The organism is Colwellia hornerae, assembly GCF_007954355.1.
Lineage (GTDB): Bacteria > Pseudomonadota > Gammaproteobacteria > Enterobacterales > Alteromonadaceae > Colwellia_A > Colwellia_A hornerae.
Genome location: NZ_VOLR01000027.1, coordinates 1 through 22,112 on the forward strand (window position 1 = coordinate 1; position 22,112 = coordinate 22,112).

General features: G+C 38.5%; 16 protein-coding genes. 2 read left to right on the plus strand and 14 right to left on the minus strand.

Annotated elements, in window-relative coordinates:
* Window positions 1–447 precede the first annotated feature (447 nt).
* The 4 genes from ESZ26_RS15975 to ESZ26_RS15990 all read right to left on the minus strand — a co-directional run bounded on the left by ESZ26_RS15975 (window position 448) and on the right by ESZ26_RS15990 (window position 5,864).
* Window positions 448–873: a hypothetical protein gene (locus ESZ26_RS15975; RefSeq protein WP_146800455.1), complete on the minus strand. Its 426-nt coding sequence runs from the start codon at window positions 871–873 to the stop codon at window positions 448–450.
* A 95-nt stretch (window positions 874–968) separates the two neighbouring features.
* The gene (locus ESZ26_RS15980) at window positions 969–1,271 is read right to left on the minus strand and encodes a hypothetical protein (RefSeq protein ID WP_146800456.1); all 303 of its coding nucleotides are present in this window, start codon (window positions 1,269–1,271) and stop codon (window positions 969–971) included.
* Between the two features lie 174 nt (window positions 1,272–1,445).
* A complete protein-coding gene (locus ESZ26_RS15985) occupies window positions 1,446–4,661 on the minus strand; it encodes an efflux RND transporter permease subunit (RefSeq protein ID WP_146800457.1) in 3,216 nt (1,071 codons plus the stop codon).
* 3 nt (window positions 4,662–4,664) lie between these two features.
* Window positions 4,665–5,864: an efflux RND transporter periplasmic adaptor subunit gene (locus ESZ26_RS15990; protein ID WP_146800458.1), complete on the minus strand. Its 1,200-nt coding sequence runs from the start codon at window positions 5,862–5,864 to the stop codon at window positions 4,665–4,667.
* Window positions 5,865–6,363: 499 nt separating this feature from the next.
* Here ESZ26_RS15990 and ESZ26_RS15995 point away from each other — a divergent pair, with 499 nt between their 5' ends.
* Both ESZ26_RS15995 and ESZ26_RS16000 read left to right on the plus strand, forming a co-directional pair.
* The gene (locus ESZ26_RS15995) at window positions 6,364–6,816 is read left to right on the plus strand and encodes a tellurite resistance TerB family protein (RefSeq protein WP_146800459.1); all 453 of its coding nucleotides are present in this window, start codon (window positions 6,364–6,366) and stop codon (window positions 6,814–6,816) included.
* A gap of 70 nt (window positions 6,817–6,886) precedes the next feature.
* Window positions 6,887–7,717 carry a CvfB family protein gene (locus ESZ26_RS16000; protein ID WP_146800460.1) on the plus strand — a complete coding sequence of 277 codons (831 nt, stop codon included), beginning with the start codon at window positions 6,887–6,889 and terminating at the stop codon, window positions 7,715–7,717.
* A 62-nt stretch (window positions 7,718–7,779) separates the two neighbouring features.
* Here the strand turns inward: ESZ26_RS16000 and ESZ26_RS16005 are convergent, their stop codons facing one another.
* From ESZ26_RS16005 to ESZ26_RS16050, 10 genes are all read right to left on the minus strand, one after another.
* Window positions 7,780–10,221 (minus strand): TonB-dependent receptor, encoded by a 2,442-nt coding sequence (locus ESZ26_RS16005; RefSeq protein WP_146800461.1) that lies wholly within the window; start codon window positions 10,219–10,221, stop codon window positions 7,780–7,782.
* A 93-nt stretch (window positions 10,222–10,314) separates the two neighbouring features.
* On the minus strand, window positions 10,315–10,554 hold the full coding sequence (locus ESZ26_RS16010; protein WP_146800462.1) for a hypothetical protein: 240 nt from the start codon (window positions 10,552–10,554) through the stop codon (window positions 10,315–10,317).
* Window positions 10,555–10,822: 268 nt separating this feature from the next.
* On the minus strand, window positions 10,823–12,262 hold the full coding sequence (gene tldD / locus ESZ26_RS16015; RefSeq protein WP_146800463.1) for a metalloprotease TldD: 1,440 nt from the start codon (window positions 12,260–12,262) through the stop codon (window positions 10,823–10,825).
* Window positions 12,263–12,288: 26 nt separating this feature from the next.
* Window positions 12,289–13,125 carry a carbon-nitrogen hydrolase family protein gene (locus ESZ26_RS16020; RefSeq protein ID WP_146800464.1) on the minus strand — a complete coding sequence of 279 codons (837 nt, stop codon included), beginning with the start codon at window positions 13,123–13,125 and terminating at the stop codon, window positions 12,289–12,291.
* Window positions 13,118–17,059, minus strand: a complete 3,942-nt coding sequence (locus ESZ26_RS16025; RefSeq protein WP_146800465.1) for a YhdP family protein — start codon at window positions 17,057–17,059, stop codon at window positions 13,118–13,120. The genes ESZ26_RS16020 and ESZ26_RS16025 overlap by 8 nt, the downstream gene beginning before the upstream one ends.
* A gap of 147 nt (window positions 17,060–17,206) precedes the next feature.
* A complete protein-coding gene (gene rng, locus ESZ26_RS16030; protein WP_146800466.1) occupies window positions 17,207–18,673 on the minus strand; it encodes a ribonuclease G in 1,467 nt (488 codons plus the stop codon).
* Window positions 18,670–19,287, minus strand: a complete 618-nt coding sequence (locus tag ESZ26_RS16035) for a Maf family protein (protein ID WP_146800467.1) — start codon at window positions 19,285–19,287, stop codon at window positions 18,670–18,672. Before ESZ26_RS16035 ends, rng begins: the two co-directional genes overlap by 4 nt.
* A gap of 36 nt (window positions 19,288–19,323) precedes the next feature.
* A complete protein-coding gene (gene mreD, locus ESZ26_RS16040) occupies window positions 19,324–19,803 on the minus strand; it encodes a rod shape-determining protein MreD (RefSeq protein WP_146800468.1) in 480 nt (159 codons plus the stop codon).
* Window positions 19,790–20,710, minus strand: coding sequence for a rod shape-determining protein MreC (gene mreC / locus ESZ26_RS16045; protein WP_146800469.1), 921 nt, complete (start codon window positions 20,708–20,710; stop codon window positions 19,790–19,792). The genes mreD and mreC overlap by 14 nt, the downstream gene beginning before the upstream one ends.
* A gap of 151 nt (window positions 20,711–20,861) precedes the next feature.
* Window positions 20,862–21,905 carry a rod shape-determining protein gene (locus ESZ26_RS16050; protein WP_070375565.1) on the minus strand — a complete coding sequence of 348 codons (1,044 nt, stop codon included), beginning with the start codon at window positions 21,903–21,905 and terminating at the stop codon, window positions 20,862–20,864.
* Window positions 21,906–22,112: the final 207 nt, after the last annotated feature.

Genomic DNA, 22,112 nt, shown 5'->3' on the forward strand with positions numbered 1-22,112 from the left:
CCTTAATATTGGCAGAATTACTAAGCCAAAGCTCAGTATCACCAATGACAGAGCAAGAATATCGTGGTATCTATCAAATTATCATTTCAGGTAAAAATCGCCACCTAACATTATTAATGCAACCTTTACTCTGTAAGTAACACCGCCACATACCTTAATATTGGCAGAATTACTAAGCCAAAGCTCAGTATCACCAATGACAGAGCAAGAATATCGTGGTATCTATCAAATTATCATTTCAGGTAAAAATCGCCACCTAACATTATTAATGCAACCTTTGCTCTGTAAGTAACACCGCTACATACCTTAATATTGGCAGAATTACTAAGCCAAAGCTCAGTATCACCAATGACAGAGCAAGAATATCGTGGTATCTATCAAATTATCATTTCAGGTAAAAATCGCCACCTAACATTATTAATGCAACCTTTGCTCTGTAAGTAAAAGCTATTGAAGGTTCTTATTTTCAGGGGCTTTGCTAGCTGCAGTAATTAATTCAATATCGGTAATTGAAAAAGGTGTTCCCCATTGCTGAATGGTTATCAAGCCCATAACGGCTTTGCCCGTTACTTTGATAACTGCGCCATCTTTTTGGAATTCTTTTTCTAAATTCAACGGTAACCAATGCTTACCTTCTTTAGAAACTAAGCCAAAAAAGCCCCCTTCTAAATTCATATACTTAATTGTCGCAGTAAATGATATTTGCTCGGATTCCGCTTTAGCAGACGAATTTTTTTTAGGCATGATCGACACCTCTGAAGCGGTAATTTCCTCGACCTTAGCTGCATCTCTTTTAGTCACATCTTCAGCCGCTTGCTGGCAGGAAAATAAAAAGCTACAAGTAAAGGCTACACTGACTATTTTTTTAAACATATGACACGCTCATTAGATGATTAATATGAAGAAGAGTAAACAAAAAAGCAAACCCTAAGGTTTGCCTTAAAGTAAGCGACTAATAGCTTAATCGCCTACTGCTTAACCTCTTTTTTAAGCGTTTTAATTTCTTCGCCAATTTTTTGCTTATTACCACAAATTGCTGGTTGTTTGTCATCACGATAATAGCGAATGTCAATGCAGTCAACTTGATAACGACGCTCTAACTCAGTGCGTTTTATAGGTTTGCCTTTAGCGCCGGCTATTTGGCGTTGTAGCGAATGGCACATTTGAATTTGTTCACTCGCGATAGTTATATCTTCGCAAGCATTTTCAGTGGTCGAACAACCCGTTATTGTCATAAGAGTAAGTGTTGAAAAAAGATAAATATATTTCATTGTAATGAGTTCGCTTCATTTATTTTTATTAGCATTAACACCATTATAGCCAGCTATTATTATTAACGATAGCTTTTCTTGACCAGACTAACTGAGTCTAATTTGTCAGTAAATTTAATGAATCGTATAAAAAAGCCATTACAAAAGTAATGGCTTTGATAAAAATACTATCGATTAGTTAACCGTTAAATCACCTGTGTTTTCAGTAATTAGCGGTTGTTTCTTTTTACGCTTAAAGAGCTTTTTCATATCTTCGATAATAAGATATAAGCTTGGGATCAGTACCAGTGTAACTATGGTCGCAAATAAAACCCCAAAAGCTAAAGATATCGCCATTGGAATTACGATTTGTGCTTGGGCACTCACCTCAAAGAAGATAATAGGCACTAAGCCAATAAAAGTTGTTATTGACGTTAACATGATAGCTCGAAAACGTTTAGTGCCAGCATGTATTACCGCATCTTTTAGTCTAACACCTGATTTCCTGGCATTATTAACATAGTCGACCATGACTAATGAGTCATTAACCACCACTCCAGACGCCGCTAATATCCCCATAACCGATAGTGCACTTAAGTCCATACCTAAAAGGAAGTGACCAAATACCGAGCCAATAATACCAAAAGGAATAACGATCATAATCATCACCGCTTGGGAATAAGACTTCAACGGTATAGCCAGTAAAGAGAAAACAATCAACAGTGAGATAATAAAGTCACGTTTTTGATTATCCGCACTTTCCATTTCTTCTTGAATACTGCCAGATACCTCACTTTGAACTTTTGGAAACTTTCTTAATAGTTCAGGAATAAAGTTGTCTCTAATATCATTGGCAACTTTGAATGGTTCAACTTGCTCAGCGTCAACACTCGCCCAGACGTTAATGGTTCGATTACCATTTTCACGGCGAATACTAGTCACCCCTTCTTGTAAGGTAATATTAGCCAGTTCTGACAAAGGTAATTCGGCACCATTTGGCGCTTTAATCATCACATCATCAACATGGCCAACAGAACTTCGTTGTTCAAGTGGGTAACGGATCATCACTTTCACTTCCTCGCTGTCACGTAAAATGCGTTGCGCTTCTAGACCATAGAAACTGTAACTCACTTGTGAAGCAATTTCAGCTAAGGTTAACCCTAAACTATAGGCAAGCGGTTTCAATTCAAACTGAACTTCTTTGGCACTCGTTTGGCGACTATCATTAACATCGCCAATACCTTTTAAGGAATTAAGTTTAGTTTTTAACTCTTTCGATGCGGCGAGCAGTTGTGCATCATCTTTGCTTTCTAATCTAAAGGCAATATCGCCGTCATCTCGGCCAGAGCCAAATAAGTTATCACCAATGGTAAACGATTTTACCCCAGGATAATTGGGAATAGCGGCACGCCATAAATCAGCCAGTTCGAAAGTATTCATCGGTCGTAATTCAGGTATCACTAATTTAACCATCAATTGACCGCTGGTTCTGCTTCGTAAATCAACCTGCATATCAGAGATCATTGACTGGCCATATTGAGCTTCGATCTTTTTATCTATGGTATTAATTACACCTTGAATATTTAATAAGGTTTGTAAAGTCGCTTTTTCTGAAGCATCGACATTCATTTCAACATTAACACGAGGAAAATCATGTGGGATCTTAGGTTGACCAACAAAGCGAACAAAACCACCACTAAACAAGCCCGCACTAATTAACATTAAACTAATAAAAAACATCAATACGCCATAACGATAGTCTAGGAATTTCTCTAACGCTGGACGGTAAACGTTCTGAATAAAAAGCTTTAAACCGTCATCAATAATTCCTCGAAGCTTATCTACAGCTTTAGTAATCCTATCTAAAGGATATTGAATGAACCAAAAGAAGCCATACTCATTCAATTTCTTAAGTTTCGTTATATTAACCTTAGGTTTCATTTTGACCAGATGCGCTGGCAGAATAAGTTTTGACTCAATTAAAGAAAAAATCAAACACAAGATAACTACCGTACCGATGGCTTTGCCAAACGCAGCAGAAGGACCTTCACCAAATAGAAAAGGCAGAAAAACTGCAATCGTTGTTAATACCCCAAAGGTCGCTGGCATAGCAACACGCTGAATACCACGAATAACATTTTCAGTACTATGGCCATGTTGTTCAATTTCGTCATGAGCACTCTCCCCCATAACGATGGCATCATCAACTACAATACCTAACACCAAAATAAAGGCGAACAAGCTAATAACATTAATGGTGACATTAATAAATTCTAATGGCATTAGAAATAAAGTACCAAGGAAGCATACAGGTAAGCCCATCATTACCCAAAAAGCCAAACGAACACGCAAGAATAGCGCTAACATTAGAAAGACTAATATTGCACCACTTTTCATGTTGTCGATCATCATGGTTAAGCGACCTTCAAGGTAGTAGGTCATATCAACCCAAGTTTCTAACTTAACGCCTGCTGGCAGAGCTTTTGACTTTTCACCAACATATTTATTAATGACATCGGCAACATCCGTAATACTTTGATTATTAGCTGCACCAATAAAAATGCTGACCGAGTTTTCACCATTGAATTTTGAATACTGTAAACCTTCGGTAAAACCATCAATAATAGTCGCCATTTGACCTAATAAGACTTTAGTACCATCAGCTAAGGTAATAATGGGGATTTGTTCAAATTCATAACCGCGATAAGCTTGGTTCTCAACGCGTAAATTAATGTAGCCATTTTCTGCACGTATTTGCCCTGCAGACATATTGCCAGAATAACCACGTACCGCTTGCGCAACATCTCTAAAGCTTAAGCCGTACTCACGTAACTTATCTTTGCTGACCTCAATTGATATTTCGTAGTCTAAACCACTGTATAATTCTGCAATATTAACCAATGGCAATTGTTGAATTTCATTATGAACTTTTCGTCCTAACTCTTTAAGCTCACCATTAGTTAAGTCGCCGTATAAGCTGATATACATAACTTCTTGACGAAACTTTTCGCGTTCAACTTTAATGCGTTCCATACCGTCAGGAAAACTTGAAATAGAATCAATAGCTGATTTAACTTCTTCTAAAACAACTTGTGGATCATAATCAAGATCAACTTCAAACCAACCGTTTGAGAAACTACGGTTTGAATAGGTGATCACACGTTTTAGGCCTTGAACTGTTTCCAAAGCTTCTTCAACTTTAATGGTAATACCTTCTTCAACTTCTTGAGGCGCTGCTCCTGGATAAGGTGCTACATAAGAAATCCAATTAATATTAATTTGTGGAAACATCTGTTTGTTGATGGTGCTAATGGTAAAAAAACCACCCACTAAAATAAATATCATCAACAAGTTTGCCGCGACACTATTACGGGCGAACCAAGCAATTAAGCCTTTATTGGTATCATCCATCATCTAATCCTTAGTGCTTGCGATTTGTGTTTCAATAGCATCTTGATTAGTTACTTCACTTTTACTACCTTGCAAAGCTAATTTCATGCCATCAACGGGGTAATCTAACGCTGAAACAATGAGCTGATCACCTTCATTCAGACCGTCTGTTACGATAACATTTGAACCTTCTTGACGAGCGATAATGATGTCAGCATAGTGCAATTTTGAATCGGCATCTAAAATGGCAACGCGATTATTACTAACAAGGTATCGAGGTAACAAAGCAGCACGATTAAGGCTAATACCAAAAATTTCTGCCGTAACATAAGCGCCAAAACGAATAGGATTGTGTTTATGTGTATTTTTTTGAGACTTTAAACCATAGGGGTCTATAACTTCAGCCACTAAATAGGTCATACGACTTTTGCTGTCAACAACACCTTCACTGCGGGCAATTTTTGCTGACCATGTAATATTTTTACCTGCAAATGTTCCAAGCAAGTTAACTTGGGCATTTTCACCTTGAGAAGCTAAAAACTGTAGTTGATCGTCTGCAACCGGTAAGCGAACTTCAGCAACTCCTGTTCCTAATAATTTACCCACTTTAGTGCCGGTGCCAACAAAAGATCCTAAGCCAATCAGACGGCTTTCAATCATTGCATCATAAGGCGCTCTAATTTCGGTACGCTCTAAGTTACGTTTGGCGCGAAGTACAGAGGCTTGTGCCGATTTAACATTAGCAAGTTCTTGTGCTAGTTGCGGTTTACGCAAACTCAATTCAGTAGGAGAAGTGTCTGTAATACGTTTCCACTCTTGTTCTGCTACTTGCCCTTGAGCACGCTCTTTTTCTAGCGAAGCACGTGCCGAGGCCATTGTTGCTTCAGCATCAATTAATGCAGCTTGATAATCATTAGGGTCGACGCGGGCAAGCAATTGATTTTTTGCAACAAAACCACCACGTACAAAAACATCTGCCAGTTCAACTACTTCACCACTAATTTGAGCGACGAGTTCGGTTTCATACTTAGGCTGTACGACACCATATGATTTAACCGTTAAATTCATTGGTGCAACATGAACCTCTTCAACAGCAACGATGGGGGTATTATCAACTTCCGCTTTTTCTTCTGGTGGCGATTTCATGCTTGAAAAGCCAAAAAACAATAAAATGCCAATGATAAGTATGGCAATGGGTATAATAATTTGTTTTTTACGTGTCACGGTTATGTCCTCATAAATGTGATCTGAACTAATAATTCTTTTAATTGTCTATAGGATAGCTAATTAATACTCTAGACAATCAATTAAGTTGTAAATGCTTGTTACAAGATACGCGCCGAAATAAGAGGCTGGGTAAAAAAATATAACAAATAGGTAATTTTCACACTAATAACAATGAGTTAAAATGAAATTTTCATTTACAAATAAAAAAACACTACTGTCTTGAAAAAATAGCATTATAATTTATTAGTACTTTTAGCCAATATTTATACTTTTATAAACAAAACTACTCTATATGACCAAATAATTAATTACGTACTAACTCTGTAAAAAATATCATTTCGTCAACAAGTATTCTGCACGGGTAAACTACGGACATTATATCTAAAGTCTAAAATAGCAATGAGACACACTTTGTTATCAAATATAATCATTATCCGCTTGTTTTATTTACCACTGAACGCAACAATAAAATGATTACTTTATTTAAGGAATATAAATGCTTACTAAAATCAGTTCGTTTTTTCAAAACTTAGCCGATGACTTAACCGAAAACACCGCTAAAAAAAATTCTGAAGAGGTAACAATCGAATTAGCCTGTGCGGTACTATTGTGTGAAGTGATGCGCGCTGATGGGCACTTCGATCAACAAGAGCAAGCTAAGCTGGCGGTATTATTAGTAGAACAGTTTCATTTAGATGAAGAAGAGGTTAAACAAATTATTGATCAGGCCCTTATTCAAAGTGAACAAGCGACTGACTTTTTCCGATACACGTCGAAAATAAACAAACATTTCTCCATTGAACAACGAATATCAATTGTTAAACAGTTATGGAAAATGGCTTATGCCGACGGTGAACTAGCAAGTATTGAAGAACATGTTATTCGCAAAATTGGCGATTTACTTCAGCTACGCCACGCTGAATATATTCAAACCAAACCAAGAAAATAACATCATTCATTTTTGATATGCGTTATTATAGTCCTTAAGATTTTCATATTAATTTACTTGGTAAATTCAAATGGCCGACATTGGCAAATATAATACCCTTTCTGTAGTTGCAGTCACCGAAAAAGGTGCTTATTTAAGTGCTGGAGAATTAGGTGAAGTATTACTACCGAACCGCTTTATTCCTGAAAACTGTAAAGTAGACGACAAACTCACCGTCTTTATTTATGTTGATTCAGCTGAACGCATTATTGCGACCACTGAAAAACCGTTTGGTCAGGTAGACGAATTTGTTTCATTGAAAGTAATACAGCTCAATAAAATGGGTGCTTTCCTTGATTGGGGATTACCGAAAGATTTATTGGTACCTTTCAATCAGCAACACACGCCGATGGAAGAAGGAAAATATTACTTAGTACGTATTTTTCTTGATACCACCACAGACCGTATTGCAGCATCAAGCAAACTCGATAAATATCTTGATATTTGGCCTGCTAGCTATCAAAAATGGGACAAAGTTAAGTTGATGATTGGTGGAAAAACCGATCTGGGTTTCAAAGCGATAATTAACGATAAGCACTGGGGCTTACTTTTTGACAATGAAATTTTTCAACCCTTACGCGTCGGTAAAGTCGTTGACGGTTTTATTAAAAACATCCGTGAAGATGGTCGTATCGACTTATCACTTTCTCGTTCAGGTGAAGGGAAAGTCAATGACTTTGCCGATAAATTATTGGCGCACATTGCAGAAAATGATGGTTTTAGCCCATTACATGACAAAAGCTCACCAGAGCTGATACAACGTATTTTAGGGGTTAGTAAAAAAACCTTTAAAGCAACTGTCGGTAATTTACTAAAGAAAGATAAAATAACCATAGAAAAGTCTGGTCTTAGGTTAAAATAAGTCGCTAAACATACTTTGTAGATGAAGCCTTACCCTCATCTACAAAGCTATTATTCTACCGCTTAAAAACTTCCTCGAATACCAACCGTAAAGCCTCGTGCAGGTAATGGTGAAACATTTTTCAAAAATGAGGTATGCACGCGCGCTTGCTCATTGGTAATGTTATTCACTTTAACAAAAGCCACCATATCGTCACCCACTGCATCAATGAAAAAATTAACATTTGCATCAAGCATAGTATAACCAGCGGTTTCACTTTCTAATGCCGCCGTGTCTGATTGTTTAAAGTAATGTGTCGCGCTAAGCTCGGCAGAATATTTATCAGTAATATAGTTGAATTGACCACCGACACGCATCGGCGGAATTCGGGGTAAATTATCATTGTTATTATCGGTAAGTTTTGCACGAATATAATCAGTGAACAGTGTCGCTTTCAGTGAAGGCGTTACCTGATAAAAAAACTCGGCTTCTACGCCATACATCACCACATTATTTTGTTGGAATACATAGACTGGTAAGCCGGTACTTTCCTCGATATTATTTTCTTCGATAGCTTCATCGTGGCTCTCATGCCCATCTTCTGCAAATAGCCCAGTATTCGCTTGATAATAATAATCGTCTATATGATTATAAAAAGCACTGGCCACAAAACCAAAGTCACCTTCAAATTTTCTCCAAGTAAGATCTAGATTATAGGCCGTCTCTAATGCAACATTTTGGTCAGACATGTCTACATGTAGCTCATGATTTTCTTCATGTACTGAAAATAACGCACCTACTTCATAAGTATTTGTGCCTATGTGTGCCCCGTTAGAAAACAGTTCACTCGCTGAAGGAGCACGCTGGGAGAAAGCAGCAGAAACACCGATATTATAACCTGGTGAATATCCCCATACCGCGCCTAAAGAAGCACTAATAGGCGTAAATTTCTGCTTAATAAAATGAAACGATTCTTCGCTATAACTATCGAGACCATCAGTATGGTCATCATGTAAATCTCCGGCACTACTGGCATTCAACTTTACTTGTTCAATACGTGCACCTACTTGCCATAAAACATTATTTATATGTTTTTCTTCGAGCCAAGCTAGAGCAATTGATTCTGTACTTGAAGGGGGAGTGAATGCCTCTTCTCCAACAGCATCAAAATCACTCTCTTTGTAATGTAATGTCCAAGCCCCTTTCCAACCATCAACAGCTTGATGGTATAGGTCAAAGCGTGTTTCTAACATTTCATTATTAAATTGGGTGCCAACAATGCCACCTTCGATTTCTTGATGTTGGTAATCGGTGTATGCCGCTTTACTTACTAACCGATTAATAAAGCTATCTTCAAAACTAATTTCACTGAGCAACTGATAACGGTCTTGTACTAAATCACCAAAGACAGCAGCTTCACCACCACTAGCAGTGACCATTTCTTGATGTTCTTCTTCGCTGTGCTCTGCATGTCCAGGAATACCATAAGTTCTCTCCATTCGGCCATAAGATAAGCCAACATAGCCTGCATCGAATAAATAACTTGAGCCGACAGTAAAGCCTGATGATTTAGAGGCACTGTTCTCTAGCACACCTTTTGTTTCTTCTTCTGAGTGTTCTTCATCATGGATATCTTCATCATGATTCTCTTCTGCTGTTGCATATCCCGGAATCTTATAATCATTTGACTGACGCCAAAAAGCGTCAAGATGTAAGGCAAAATTCTTATAGCCACTGTTAATATTTAAGGTCGCTTCATTTTCGTCGGCAACATCATTATGTTTAAGTAAATAATCTACTTGGTTATCAGTGGTTTTTGGTACTCTATTATCAACAACATTGACAACACCGCCTATGGCACCACTACCATAAAAAAGCGTTGATGGCCCACGTAACACTTCTACCTGTTGTGCGGTACCGGCTTCTGCAGCAACCGCATGATCTGGACCAACACGAGAAGCATCACCAACGTCTAAACCATTTTGTGTGATCAATACTCTTGGTCCGTCCATACCCCGGATTATCGGGCTGCTTGCTACTGGCCCAAAGTAACTTGAATGTACGCCAACTTCGTTTTTGAGTGTTTCACCTAATGTCGACGCTTGCTTTAAGCGCAAGTCGTCACCTGAAATAACATTGACCGGTAATGCTGACTCAATACTTGATGAATGTAAGGGTGTCGCGTAAACATCGATCACTTCCATGACCGTAGCACGCATTGAAATTGTTACCTCGCTCAAGTCTTGCTCGGTGATGGTGAAGTACTCGTTGACATGACTAAAGTTTTTGGCGCTAACGTGCAGTTCTACTTTACCAGCACCAATATCACTAAAAGTAAATTCGCCCTTTTCATCAGTAACGGCTTTATATTTGGTATTAACCAAAGAAACGTTAGCTTTCGCAATGCTGTTACCATCGGCATCAAGTACTACGCCTGAAAATTTTTGTGCATGACTGGCAGCACCGACTATTAATAACGAGAAGGCACACAAAGGTGCAATTTTATTGATATAAATTGATTTCATTTTTTTTCCAATAGATAAATCTAAAGAAGATTAGCGATTAAGCCAACTTCCTAATATTTTGATTTTTGATTTTTGAACTAACGTTAATTTTATCTATTGAACAGGAGGGGCACGTAACTGCGGTATCAAATAATGTGGTGTGTAACGATTAACTATAATTAATGTTTGCGTGAGTTCTTGGTAGCTGGTGACGTTAACCAGTTTTAATGTGATAGTATTCTTTAGCGTGTCAATGTTGTGCTGACACAGCTTACACTGCTGTAATTCAACATTGTCAGGTATCAATTCACCGTGCGAACTATGACTAAACGTTACACACAGAAATGCAGACATGATCAATAAGCTTATTATTGATTGCCGACTCTGTGAAAAAAACTGGGTGAATAAAAAGTAATTACTACGCATAAGTTGTTACATTATAACAACTGAAGCTGTTTTTCAATCCCCCTTAATAAAAATCGCTATTATTATTTGCTAGGTTATTGCTACTTTAATGTTACGCAAAGGATTTAGCGCTTAGTCGCGCCCATAAAAAAAGTCACCCGCAATTTGTTGCCAAATAGCTGATGACTTTCTTAAAAGTAAATGGTTCAGGGTTTAACTACTGGGTACCACCAATCGTCATTTCATCAATTTTCAAGGTTGGTTGACCGACACCAACCGGAATACTTTGTCCATCTTTGCCACAAACGCCAACGCCAGCATCAAGTTTCAAATCATTACCAACCATGCTGACATTTTTCATCGCTTCAGGACCACTACCAATTAACGTAGCGCCTTTTATTGGCGTAGTAATTTCACCATTTTCAATGAGGTAAGCTTCAGAGCTGGTGAAAACAAACTTTCCAGAGGTAATATCAACTTGACCACCAGCAAAATGTGGCGCGTAGATCCCCTTTTTCACTGACTTAATAATCTCTTTTGGATCATGTTCACCTGCAAGCATGTAAGTATTCGTCATTCTAGGCATTGGCAAATGCGCATAAGACTCACGACGACCATTACCCGTAGGAGCGACTCCCATTAATTTAGCATTATGCTTGTCTTGCATATAACCTTTCAAAATACCTTTTTCAATCAATACATTGTATTGTCCTGGCGTGCCTTCATCATCGATTGAAATTGAACCACGACGATTAGCAATTGTGCCATCATCAACAATAGTACATAAATCAGAAGTCACTTTTTGACCAATTTTACCTGAAAATGCGGACGAACCTTTACGGTTAAAATCACCTTCTAAACCATGACCAACCGCTTCATGTAATAACACACCTGGCCAACCTGAGCCTAGTACAACAGGTAACATGCCAGCAGGTGACTCTATTGCCACTACATTAACTAAGGCTTGGCGAACCGCTTCTTCGGCATAAGCTAAATAACGTGCTTTGCCATTTTCAAGTTCAAAGAAATAGCTATAATCAGTTCGAGCACCACCGCCAGCACTGCCACGTTCACGTTTACCATTATCTTCAACTAATACTGAACAATTTAAGCGAACCAATGGTCGTATATCGGTAGCAAAAGTGCCATCGCTAGCCGCCACTAATATTTTTTCATAAACACCAGACAAACTGACAATAACCTGCTGAACACGTTTGTCCACTGAACGTGCATGGGCTTCAATTTCATGCATTAAGGTAATTTTTTGTTCTTGCGCTAAACTGCCTAAAGGATCGGTTGGTTGATAAACGGCTTTCACTGTTTGATTTTTAAAGGCGAGTACTCGTCCATTTTGGTCAGCATTGGCAATGCCTTTAGCGGCATCTGCTGCTTTTTTCAAAGCGATAGGAGAGATATCATCAGAGTAAGCAAAACCAGTTTTTTCGCCTGAAATTGCGCGCACGCCAACACCACGTTCAATATTATATGAACCTTCTTTGACAATGCCATCTTCTAGCATCCATGACTCATGACAGCTCGACTGAAAGTACAAGTCGGCTAAATCAATGTTACGTTGATATATATTGTTTAACGTTTGATCTAAAAGATCTCGGTCAATTTGGCTATCGGCTAAAAGTTCACGTTCAACACTATTCATATTTTTCACTTATCGTATTAATTTATTTAATTTGGGCGTTTTAATGTGCTTTCAAATTGATTATGTTCAGTAACAGGCATTGCTGCTCTTACTTTATCTAGTTCGTGACGGGAAAATTCAACACTAATACTACCAATACCTTGCTCTATACAGCTAAGTATTTCTCCCCAAGGACTGATAATCATACTGTGTCCCCATGTTTCTCTACCATTAAGATGCGTGCCTTGTTGACCTGCAGCTACAATATACACTTGATTTTCAATAGCACGTGCTTGCAATAAAGTCTGCCAATGTGCTTTACCGGTCACCACAGTAAAAGCACTCGGTACGGTAATAATATCAGCACCTAACAAGCGGAGTTGGCGATAAAGTTCAGGAAACCTCAGGTCATAACAAATTGTTAAGCCAATGTTTACTGTCGCTGCTTGCCAACAACAAATTTTATCACCCGCTTGAGTATAGCGAGATTCTCGATAACTTTTTTCGTTATCTTCAACATTAACATCGAATAAATGAATTTTATCGTACTGTATTAACTCATGACCTTGCGGTGAAAAAACACAACTACTGTTAGTAAACTTATCTTCAATTTTAGCTGAAGTTACCAGAGGAATACTGCCAGCGACCAAAAACACTTGATATTTTTTAGCTAACCTTGCCAGCTTGTCCTTTAATGACCGTTTAGAAACAGCTAACTGCTCCGCGTCTTTTCCTCCAAAAAATAAACAACACTCAGGTAAAACAACAATATGTTCATCACTCGCTGCAGCTGGCGTTAGACGGGCTAATTCAGCATCAATGCTAACCAGGTTTTCTTCAACATTCGGGACAGAGCATAGTTGTATTGCCGTAAGTCTAACCATCTAGGTTCATTTCCTTGTGATCTTTTATACCTTCTATTTCATTTCCCGGAGTGACCGGGGTAATATTGTTTTGATCAGGAATAGTATCAATAACTTCAGGTGGCGTTGAACGGCCAACTTTTATGTTCTGGGTTTTTTTATCAACAACTTTTACTACCGGCAACTCAATAGGGCCAGTAACTTCAATTTTATATTCTGAAACAACTTGTGAGGTAATAACACCATCAAGGGCCAAAGCACCAATAAAGGTTAACGGGTTTAATGTCGCTATCCAGGCAATAGCCGGTAAGCTTGAGGTTAAATTTGGCTTATAAGACATTTTATAATCAAGCACTTGATCGTTTAAGTTGGTATTGCCTTTTATAGATAAGTCGCCTGCCGCGCCTTTCATAAAAGTATTATCGGTATAAACAACACCATTTTTGACCTCAAAATCTCCTTTAATGGCATCGTAAAACATACCATCACTAAAAATATCTCGAAAGTCGAACTTCAATTTACGAACTAGCGACTGCAAGCTGAGTAATGAGAATGCTCGCGCTTGATCTGGTACTTCAGCTAAATATCCGTCTGAAAGTTTAACTTGGCTGGTACCGTTAAAACTTTCTATCGCGAAGTCTAAAGGGCTACCTGTCCAGTTAAAGTTATAGTTCAAGTCCAACTCACTGTCTTTTATTGTTGAAGGGTAACCTAATCTCTCGACTTCTTGGTCAACATTTTTCGCCTTTAATTTACCTATAATGGTGGTTTGCGAAACGTCTGCAGTATGCTGCCAGCTGGCATCAAAACTTAATTGTGTTTTACCGCGTGTCGCCGTAAATTTTTTGATGGTTAACGTATCGACAGCAGATCGCTCAATAGAAAAGTCAACTTCACCAAAATCAAATTTTCCATAGCTACAACTCGCACATTTTGCACGAATAGGTGGAATATTAGCGAAAATAATATTGTTACTGAGTGGCTCTGCTGATGGTTTTTTAACAACGCTTTCAACGGCAAGCTCGTCATTAGGCGTTAGGTGAATAAAATCCGCATCAAGCTCTATGCCTTGTTGATGCCAATCAGGATAAAATTTAGCTTTAATACGTGTTTCTTTGGCTTGTAATTCAAGTAACCACCATTGCTTTTCATCGTTGAGGTTAAAAGAGACCTCGCTTAGTGCTTGTCCAAGAATATCAAGTTTTTCAACCTTGCCACGGATACGTTTAGGCGCACTTAACAGTGCAACATTATCCGCGGTTGTATCTACGGACGCTTGCTCGATACTATCAAGAATATCAAAGATTAATGGTTGCCATTCGGTTACTGAGGCGGTGGCTAAGTTTGTAGTGATATGAAAGCCTTCAGTCGGTAATAACATATGCTCAGTACCTAGTACTAAATGTGCTTTAGTAAATTGCACTTTGCTATGATTTAACTCGCCATAAAAATTCAGTTCATCACCGATTTGTGCGTAAAGTACTGATAAATTTTCCTCTCCAGAAACTTTTACCGCAACATTAAGTACATCATTGGCTATTTTTTTATAAGGCGCAGGTAATGAAAGTGCTATTTTTTCTAAGGTAGAGTCCAGCAATAACTCATAACTAAAACCACCTTGGTGGTGCATCTTTAGCGTTAAATCACCTTGCCACGCTAACAGACCCTGACCATATTTCTCAAGTAATTCTGGTAGCTCTTTTTTCCAAGCGGTCTCTGGCCACTGGGCTTGTAGGTTAATCAATGTTTGATAATATTTACTGTCGGTATCCTGAGCTTTTACCTTAAGTGCTAAGGGCATTTTTCGCCAATTTAACGTGAGTCCTTGCGTCTTTATTACGTCATTTGCGTAGCTTAACTCACCATTCACCTCGGTAAAGTTCATGGTAGGTGATTGCAACGCTATTTTATTATTTTTGAATTCAACCTTACCACTCGCCACAGCACTGTCGAGATCATTTAAAGGTAAATTTAGTGCAAAGCTACCCGAAATATTTTCTGAGACCTGTAGCTGATTTAGTGTCTCGCCAACCGTGTCTGCCATCGGACTATTATTCATCAAGTCGCTTACCGCTTCGGGTTGGGTATCTTTAAAGTTGGCGGCAACCGTTAATATTTGTTGGCCGGCTAAATCATCAATAGCAACCTTAACACCGGTGACATCTAAGCCAGTAAGTTCACCACCTCGACCAGTAATTAGCATGCTGTTATTGGTAAAATTTAAGTTCGCGTCAAAATCATTAATCACCGGCCAACTTGGATCAAACTGAAATTTACTTTTAGTCAATTCAGCATTGACAACAAAAACACCACTATTGTCTTCAAACGGGAATTTATCTAGTGGGCCATTAAAAAGCACTTGAGCTTGTTCAAACTCCCCATCAATAATGGCTAAGTTTAAGTAATCGACCAGATCCTGTCCCATCAGTAGATGTGGATAAAAATAGTTTGCGAGCTTAGCATCACCCTGATGGACATTAGCGAGTAATGCCATCGTGATCGTTTCATTTTCCAGCGCTTTAATTTCTACATCGGCGGTAGCATGAAGTTGTTTTGATATCATTTCGATTTGCTGAACTTTCACCAATAACTCAACATGGTTAAAGTCGACATCAACTTGAGCAGCAATCGATTGGTATGGAATGGGATAAAGAAAGTGTTGGTTAAAATCTAGCTCGCCATTTTCAGCTAACAACTTAATCTGCAAGTTTTGTTGGGCGAAGGAAAGTTCACCACTGACATTTTCAACGCCGGGGATCCCTTGACTAAACGAAGAGGTCACCTCAGAAAATTGCGCCACGGCTTTAATATCATCATCACTATTAAGTAGGTAAACATCCGTTATCTGTCCAACCGGTGCAAGGCCATTTAATAAGGTTTCACTTTCAGGGTGGCCAGAAAAAAGCGGATAAAGATCAGCTAAACCAAATAGCTCTAATGAAGAAATATACGTTAGCAAGCCATTGGCGGTTCTTTTCGTACTGATGCTCAAAGGCTGCCAAGCTTTATTATTAGTGTAGAACTTCAGTGGCGTGGTCGTCGTGGTTATGTTCTCAGCATCATCAAAATTTTCAACCAGTATATTCCCTTCACCGATACGAATGCTGTGTAATTCATCTTTAAAAAGCCAGCTCACTTCATTATCGCCTAACGCGATTTGTAATCTATTGGCTTTACCTTTATTTAGCGTGTACCAAGCACTAAAATTAACCGATGAGTAAGTCTTTTCATTTTCGATAGCAAAAATAGTATCTAGCCAAGGAGTTACATTAAGCTTATTCGCTTCAAAGTATAGTTGACCACTTAAATCACGAAGATCTTGTCCAGATGCATCAAGATTAAATTTAATATTGTTAGACGTTAATCCGTCAATAAGCATACTTCCGGTAGCTCGGTGATGATTACCGTTATTTACCCAAGCAAGCTGATCGATCAGAAAGGTTCGCGTTTTCGACTCGTCTTGCAGGGTAATATTGCTGTTTATTAATGAAAAGCGATTAATTTGCTGGAATAAAACATCGCTGATGGTATCAATAATCGAGCTATCTTTTGCGGTTTTATCTTTTGTTGTTAGCAGTGTTTTATCCAAAAAAACTTGCGCACCAGCCAAAGTTATATCTTGAGAAATCAACTTTTGATGGCGTAAACTTCCCCAAAAATCAAAGGTCAGTTCCATACGAGCCACAAATATATTGGCCGTTTCAGTATCAAGCACATTAACTTTTTCAAAAACTATTGTCGGCCCGTCAACCTCCCATTCCATGCTCAAAGAGCCTATGGTTACATTGCTATCATAAGTTTCATTGAGATAATATTGTAAGTCTTGATGAAAGTTATGTGCGTAGGGCAAGGATAAACGAAACGCACTGATCAGCACCGCAAAAAGCACTAACAAAATTGCCAATACTTTATACAGTCGATTTAACCAACGATTCGAAACAGCTGAAATACTCATAAAACGAATTTACTACACACTCAATTATCTTAATTTTTAACTTACGGTGATTAATCTATTTACCGTAAAATTAGGTTTAGTCTGGAACTATAAACCTGTAGTTCAGGATCTCAATGACACTACTGGCCTTTTATCAATAGTTTTTAATCACATCATAATCACATCAAACTGTTCTTGATTATACATGGTTTCTGTCTGAACTTTAATTTGCTTACCAATGAAAACCTCTAACTCAGCAAGGTGATGATATTCATCATTAATTAGTGATTCACTTACGGCAGAAGAAGCATAAACAATAAATTTATCTGAATCATAGGCGCGATTTACTCGTACTATTTCACGCAAAATTTCAAAACACACGGTTTCAACTGTTTTTAAATGTCCGCGACCTGAGCACACTGAACATTCGCCACACAATATGTGCTCTAAACTCTCACGAGTACGTTTACGGGTCATTTCTACTAAGCCCAGTTTAGAAAAATTACTGATACTGTATTTAACGTTATCTTTCGCCATCGCGACATCTAAACTATGTAAAACACGTTTTTGATGTTCAGTGCTATTCATGTCGATAAAGTCGACAATAATAATGCCACCTAGATTTCTCAGTCTCAACTGTCGAGCAATGACTTGCGTGGCTTCTGAATTAGTATTAAAAATAGTTTCTTCTAGATTACGATGGCCGACAAATCCACCGGTATTAATATCAATCGTGGTCATTGCTTCGGTTTGGTCAATAATTAAGTAACCACCCGACTTTAATTCAATTCTTCTATGCAAGGCTCTTTGTATTTCATTTTCGACATCAAACAAGTCGAAAATAGGTCGTTCACCCGGGTAATTTTCTAAAAAAGGGGTTAAATTAGGGACAAATTCTTCAGTAAACTCGCGCAACTGTTCGAAAGTCAATTTTGAATCGATACGAATTCGTTCAAGATCAATACCAACAAAATCACGAAGGACACGAAATGCTAATGAAAGATCTTGATAAATAGGGGCCTTCATCTGCTTTCTTTTTTTACGGTCTTGCACTTTTTTCCAGACACGGCGTAAAAATTCAGCATCATGTTTTAACTCTTTTTCGTTAGCACCTTCAGCAGCCGTTCGAACAATAAAGCCGTGTTCTTCACTACAATAGGGGGTAATAATATCTTTGAGACGATTACGTTCTTTTGAGGATTCAATGCGTTGTGATATGCCCGCATGATTGGCATTTGGCATTAACACTAGATATCGAGCTGCTACGGTAATATCAGTGGTTAAGCGTGCTCCTTTGGTGCCCAGTGGGTCTTTAATAACCTGTACCACAATTTGCTGGCCTTCATGCACTAACGCTCTAATATCAGGTACGTGGTCAGCGGGCAAATCGTCATTGCTAATAATGAGTTTAGTATTGATGTCTGAAGCATGTAAGAACGCAGCTTTTTCTAGATTAATATCAATAAAAGCTGCTTGCATACCCGGTAAGACTCGAATAACTTTACCTAGATAAATATTGCCAACCAAACCGCGACGAGATTCACGTTCAACATGAACTTCTTGCAATACGCCATTTTCTATTAGCGCAACTCGAGTTTCACTTGGGGTTACATTAATCAGTAATTCACCGCTCATAAAATATCTCCGTTGCTGAGTGGACTTGCTTGGTCTTGAACAGGGGTCGGTAAACCTAGCTCAGCTAATAATTTTGCTGTTTCATATAAAGGTAAACCGACCACCGCAGAATAACTACCTTTAATTTGTGTCACAAATTGTCCGCCGATACCTTGAATACCATACGAGCCTGCTTTGTCTTGAGGTTCACCGGTATGCCAATAGCGCTGAATTTCTTCAATAGACAATGTTTTAAAGGTGACATCTGTAGAAATTACGGCCGATAAAATTTGCTTGTTTTTTACGATCGCTATTGCGGTAAGTACTTGGTGAGTGTTGTTTGATAACATTAGCAGCTGTTGACAGCATGCTGCAATATTTTCAGGCTTACCCAAAATATGATTGTCGAAAATAACGCTAGTATCAGAGCCTAGCACGACACAGTCTGTTGCTTGATTTTTTGAGACTACAGTCGCTTTTTCAATCGCCAAACGTAACACATAATCGCTCGGTGATTCATTGTCGATAATACTTTCATCGATATCGGCAGAAATGGTTTGAAATTGATAACCCAGCTGGCTTAGTAATTCTTTTCTTCGTGGTGACTGTGACGCTAAAATTAAAACGGGCTTCATAGAAAAATTACTCAGTTAACGGGTGAATAGCAGGGGTTAAGTAATACGAAAGTGACGACGTACTTTTCTTAATAATAAAAACGCCCAAGGCCACAGTACGATAGTTGTGATCACCGGATATAAATAACTAGGGAGGAACACGGCATCAATTAAAAATCGTTGCATCCAAAAAACAATTAAATGATATAGCGCCGATAAAACACCAACAATAAGTGATTGTTGCCAAACTGAGAAATTTCTAATTTTTTGAAAATTGCCCGCAATAATATAAACAGCAATGGCCATCGCCATCGTGTGTACACCGAGAATAGAACCCAATAAAACATCAAGCAATAAGCCAACAAAACCAGCGGTAATAACATTAACGCGCGCGGGTAAGGCTAAGCACCAGTATACTAATACCACTAGCACCCAGTCTGGACGAAAGACATCGATACTCGGTGGTAATGGCATAATACTGGCGATTAAAGCGATAACCGTAGTAAAAATAATAATCAAAAGGTTACGTATCGACATTATTTAGCCCTGTGTTATTTTCACTTTTTTTACTATCACGTAAGTTTGGTGTTACTACTTTTTGTGACGGCGCAAAAATTTCTGCTGCTTTTTCTGGCCACAGCAATAATAAATAGCGTAAGCGATCAATTTTAGCGACTGGTTCACTTTGTACTAAAGCAAAAGCATTTGCATCATTTTGTGAAACTTTGGTAACCCGTGCAACAGGATACCCTTCAGGATACTTGTCGCCAAGCCCTGACGTTACTAATAAATCACCCGTGCGAACATCAGTACTGTGCTGCACAAAATTATGGGTTAATCTATCGATTTGCCCTGTTCCTGAGGCGACTAAACGCACACCATTACGGCTAACTCTAACAGGCACTGCATGAGTGACATCAGTAATTAAAATAACTCGACTGCTATTAATGCCCACATGTAAGACTTGTCCAACAATACCCTCATCGTCAATGACCGGTTGCCCTTCAAAAACACCGTCATCACTGCCGCGGTTAATTACAACTTGCTGACTATACGGATCAGAGTCTACTGATATTATTTCAGCGACCATTTTCTTTACTTCACCACGTATCGGCGAAGCCAATAATAAACGTAACCGCTCATTTTCTTTCTTGATGATTTCAAGTGCTAACAATTGTTGATGAAAGCGTAATTCTGCTACTTTATATGCTTGGTTATCACTGAGTAGTTGTCGCCGCGTAACAATATTTTCTGCAGCCCACGTCATGACTTGCTTAGGAGTAGTCGCTAAATACTGTAAGGGGCTGACCATAGACTGTAAATAACCACGAATATTTTCGAAGCTATTCATTTTGTGATCGAAAAAAATTAAAGACGCAGAACAAAACAGCACCAACATGAGTCGGTGCTGAGGAGAAGGGCCATGTTTAAATATTGGATTCATAAATTAAACTTGTATAGATGCTAATTCATTTGCAGCCATTTAATGTCAATACAAGGAGAATGTACGGAGTTGATGCTAATCAATCAGTACATTCAACGCCGTAGTTAGGAAAAATGACAATGAATATTTAGTATTTTATTCGTATGAGCATTTACTCATAAGAAAAGAGGTCGCCACCATGCATATCTATCATCTCAAGCGCTTTACCGCCACCAAGAGCCACACACGTTAGTGGATCATCAGCAACAACAACAGGAATGCCGGTTTCTTCCATTAATAAACGATCTAGGTCTCGTAATAATGCACCACCGCCAGTAAGCACCATACCACGTTCTGAAATGTCAGACGCAAGTTCTGGTGGCGCTTGTTCTAAAGCAACCATAATAGCACTAACAATGCCGGTTAACGGTTCTTGTAATGCTTCTAATATTTCATTGCTGTTTAGGGTAAAACTGCGAGGAACACCTTCAGCTAAATTACGGCCACGTACTTCAATCTCGAGTACTTCTTCACCTGGGTAGGCTGAACCAATTTCATGCTTAATACGTTCAGCGGTTGCTTCACCAATTAAACTACCAAAGTTACGACGTACGTAATTGATAATAGCATCGTCAAACTTATCACCACCGATACGCACAGAAGAAGAATAAACCACACCATTCAATGAAATAATACCGACTTCAGTGGTACCACCACCAATATCGACCACCATTGAACCTGTAGCTTCTGAAACTGGCATACCCGCACCAATCGCCGCAGCCATTGGTTCGTCAATAAGATAAACTTCACGTGCGCCAGCACCAAGTGCAGACTCACGAATAGCACGACGCTCCACTTGAGTAGAGCCACAAGGAACACAAACAAGTACTCGAGGGCTTGGACGTAAAAAGTTATTACTGTGAACTTGCTTAATAAAGTATTGCAGCATTTTTTCAGTAACAAAAAAGTTGGCAATAACACCATCTTTCATCGGACGAATAGCTTCAATATTACCTGGCGTTCTGCCCAGCATTTGTTTTGCAGCGGAACCTACTGCAGCCACACTCTTTGAACCACCAGAGCGGTCTTGGCGAATAGCAACTACCGAAGGCTCATTCAAAACAATGCCTTGGTCTTTTACATAAATAAGCGTGTTCGCCGTTCCTAAATCTATTGATAAATCATTAGAAAACATGCCGCGTAATTTTTTAAACATAAGATCTAAATATCCTAAAGTGTTATAAAAGGAGAGTTAATCTCCTTTGTTCTCAACAAAACATTGAGTTAATCAATGAACGTTTTGTCAAGTTTGTTGATAATATATTATATGGGCTAATCATACCTGAGTGTTTCAAATTTGTGTTGCTTGAATGATAAAAAAGATCACTTTTTTATCATATTTTTAATAAGTAAGCCAAAATCA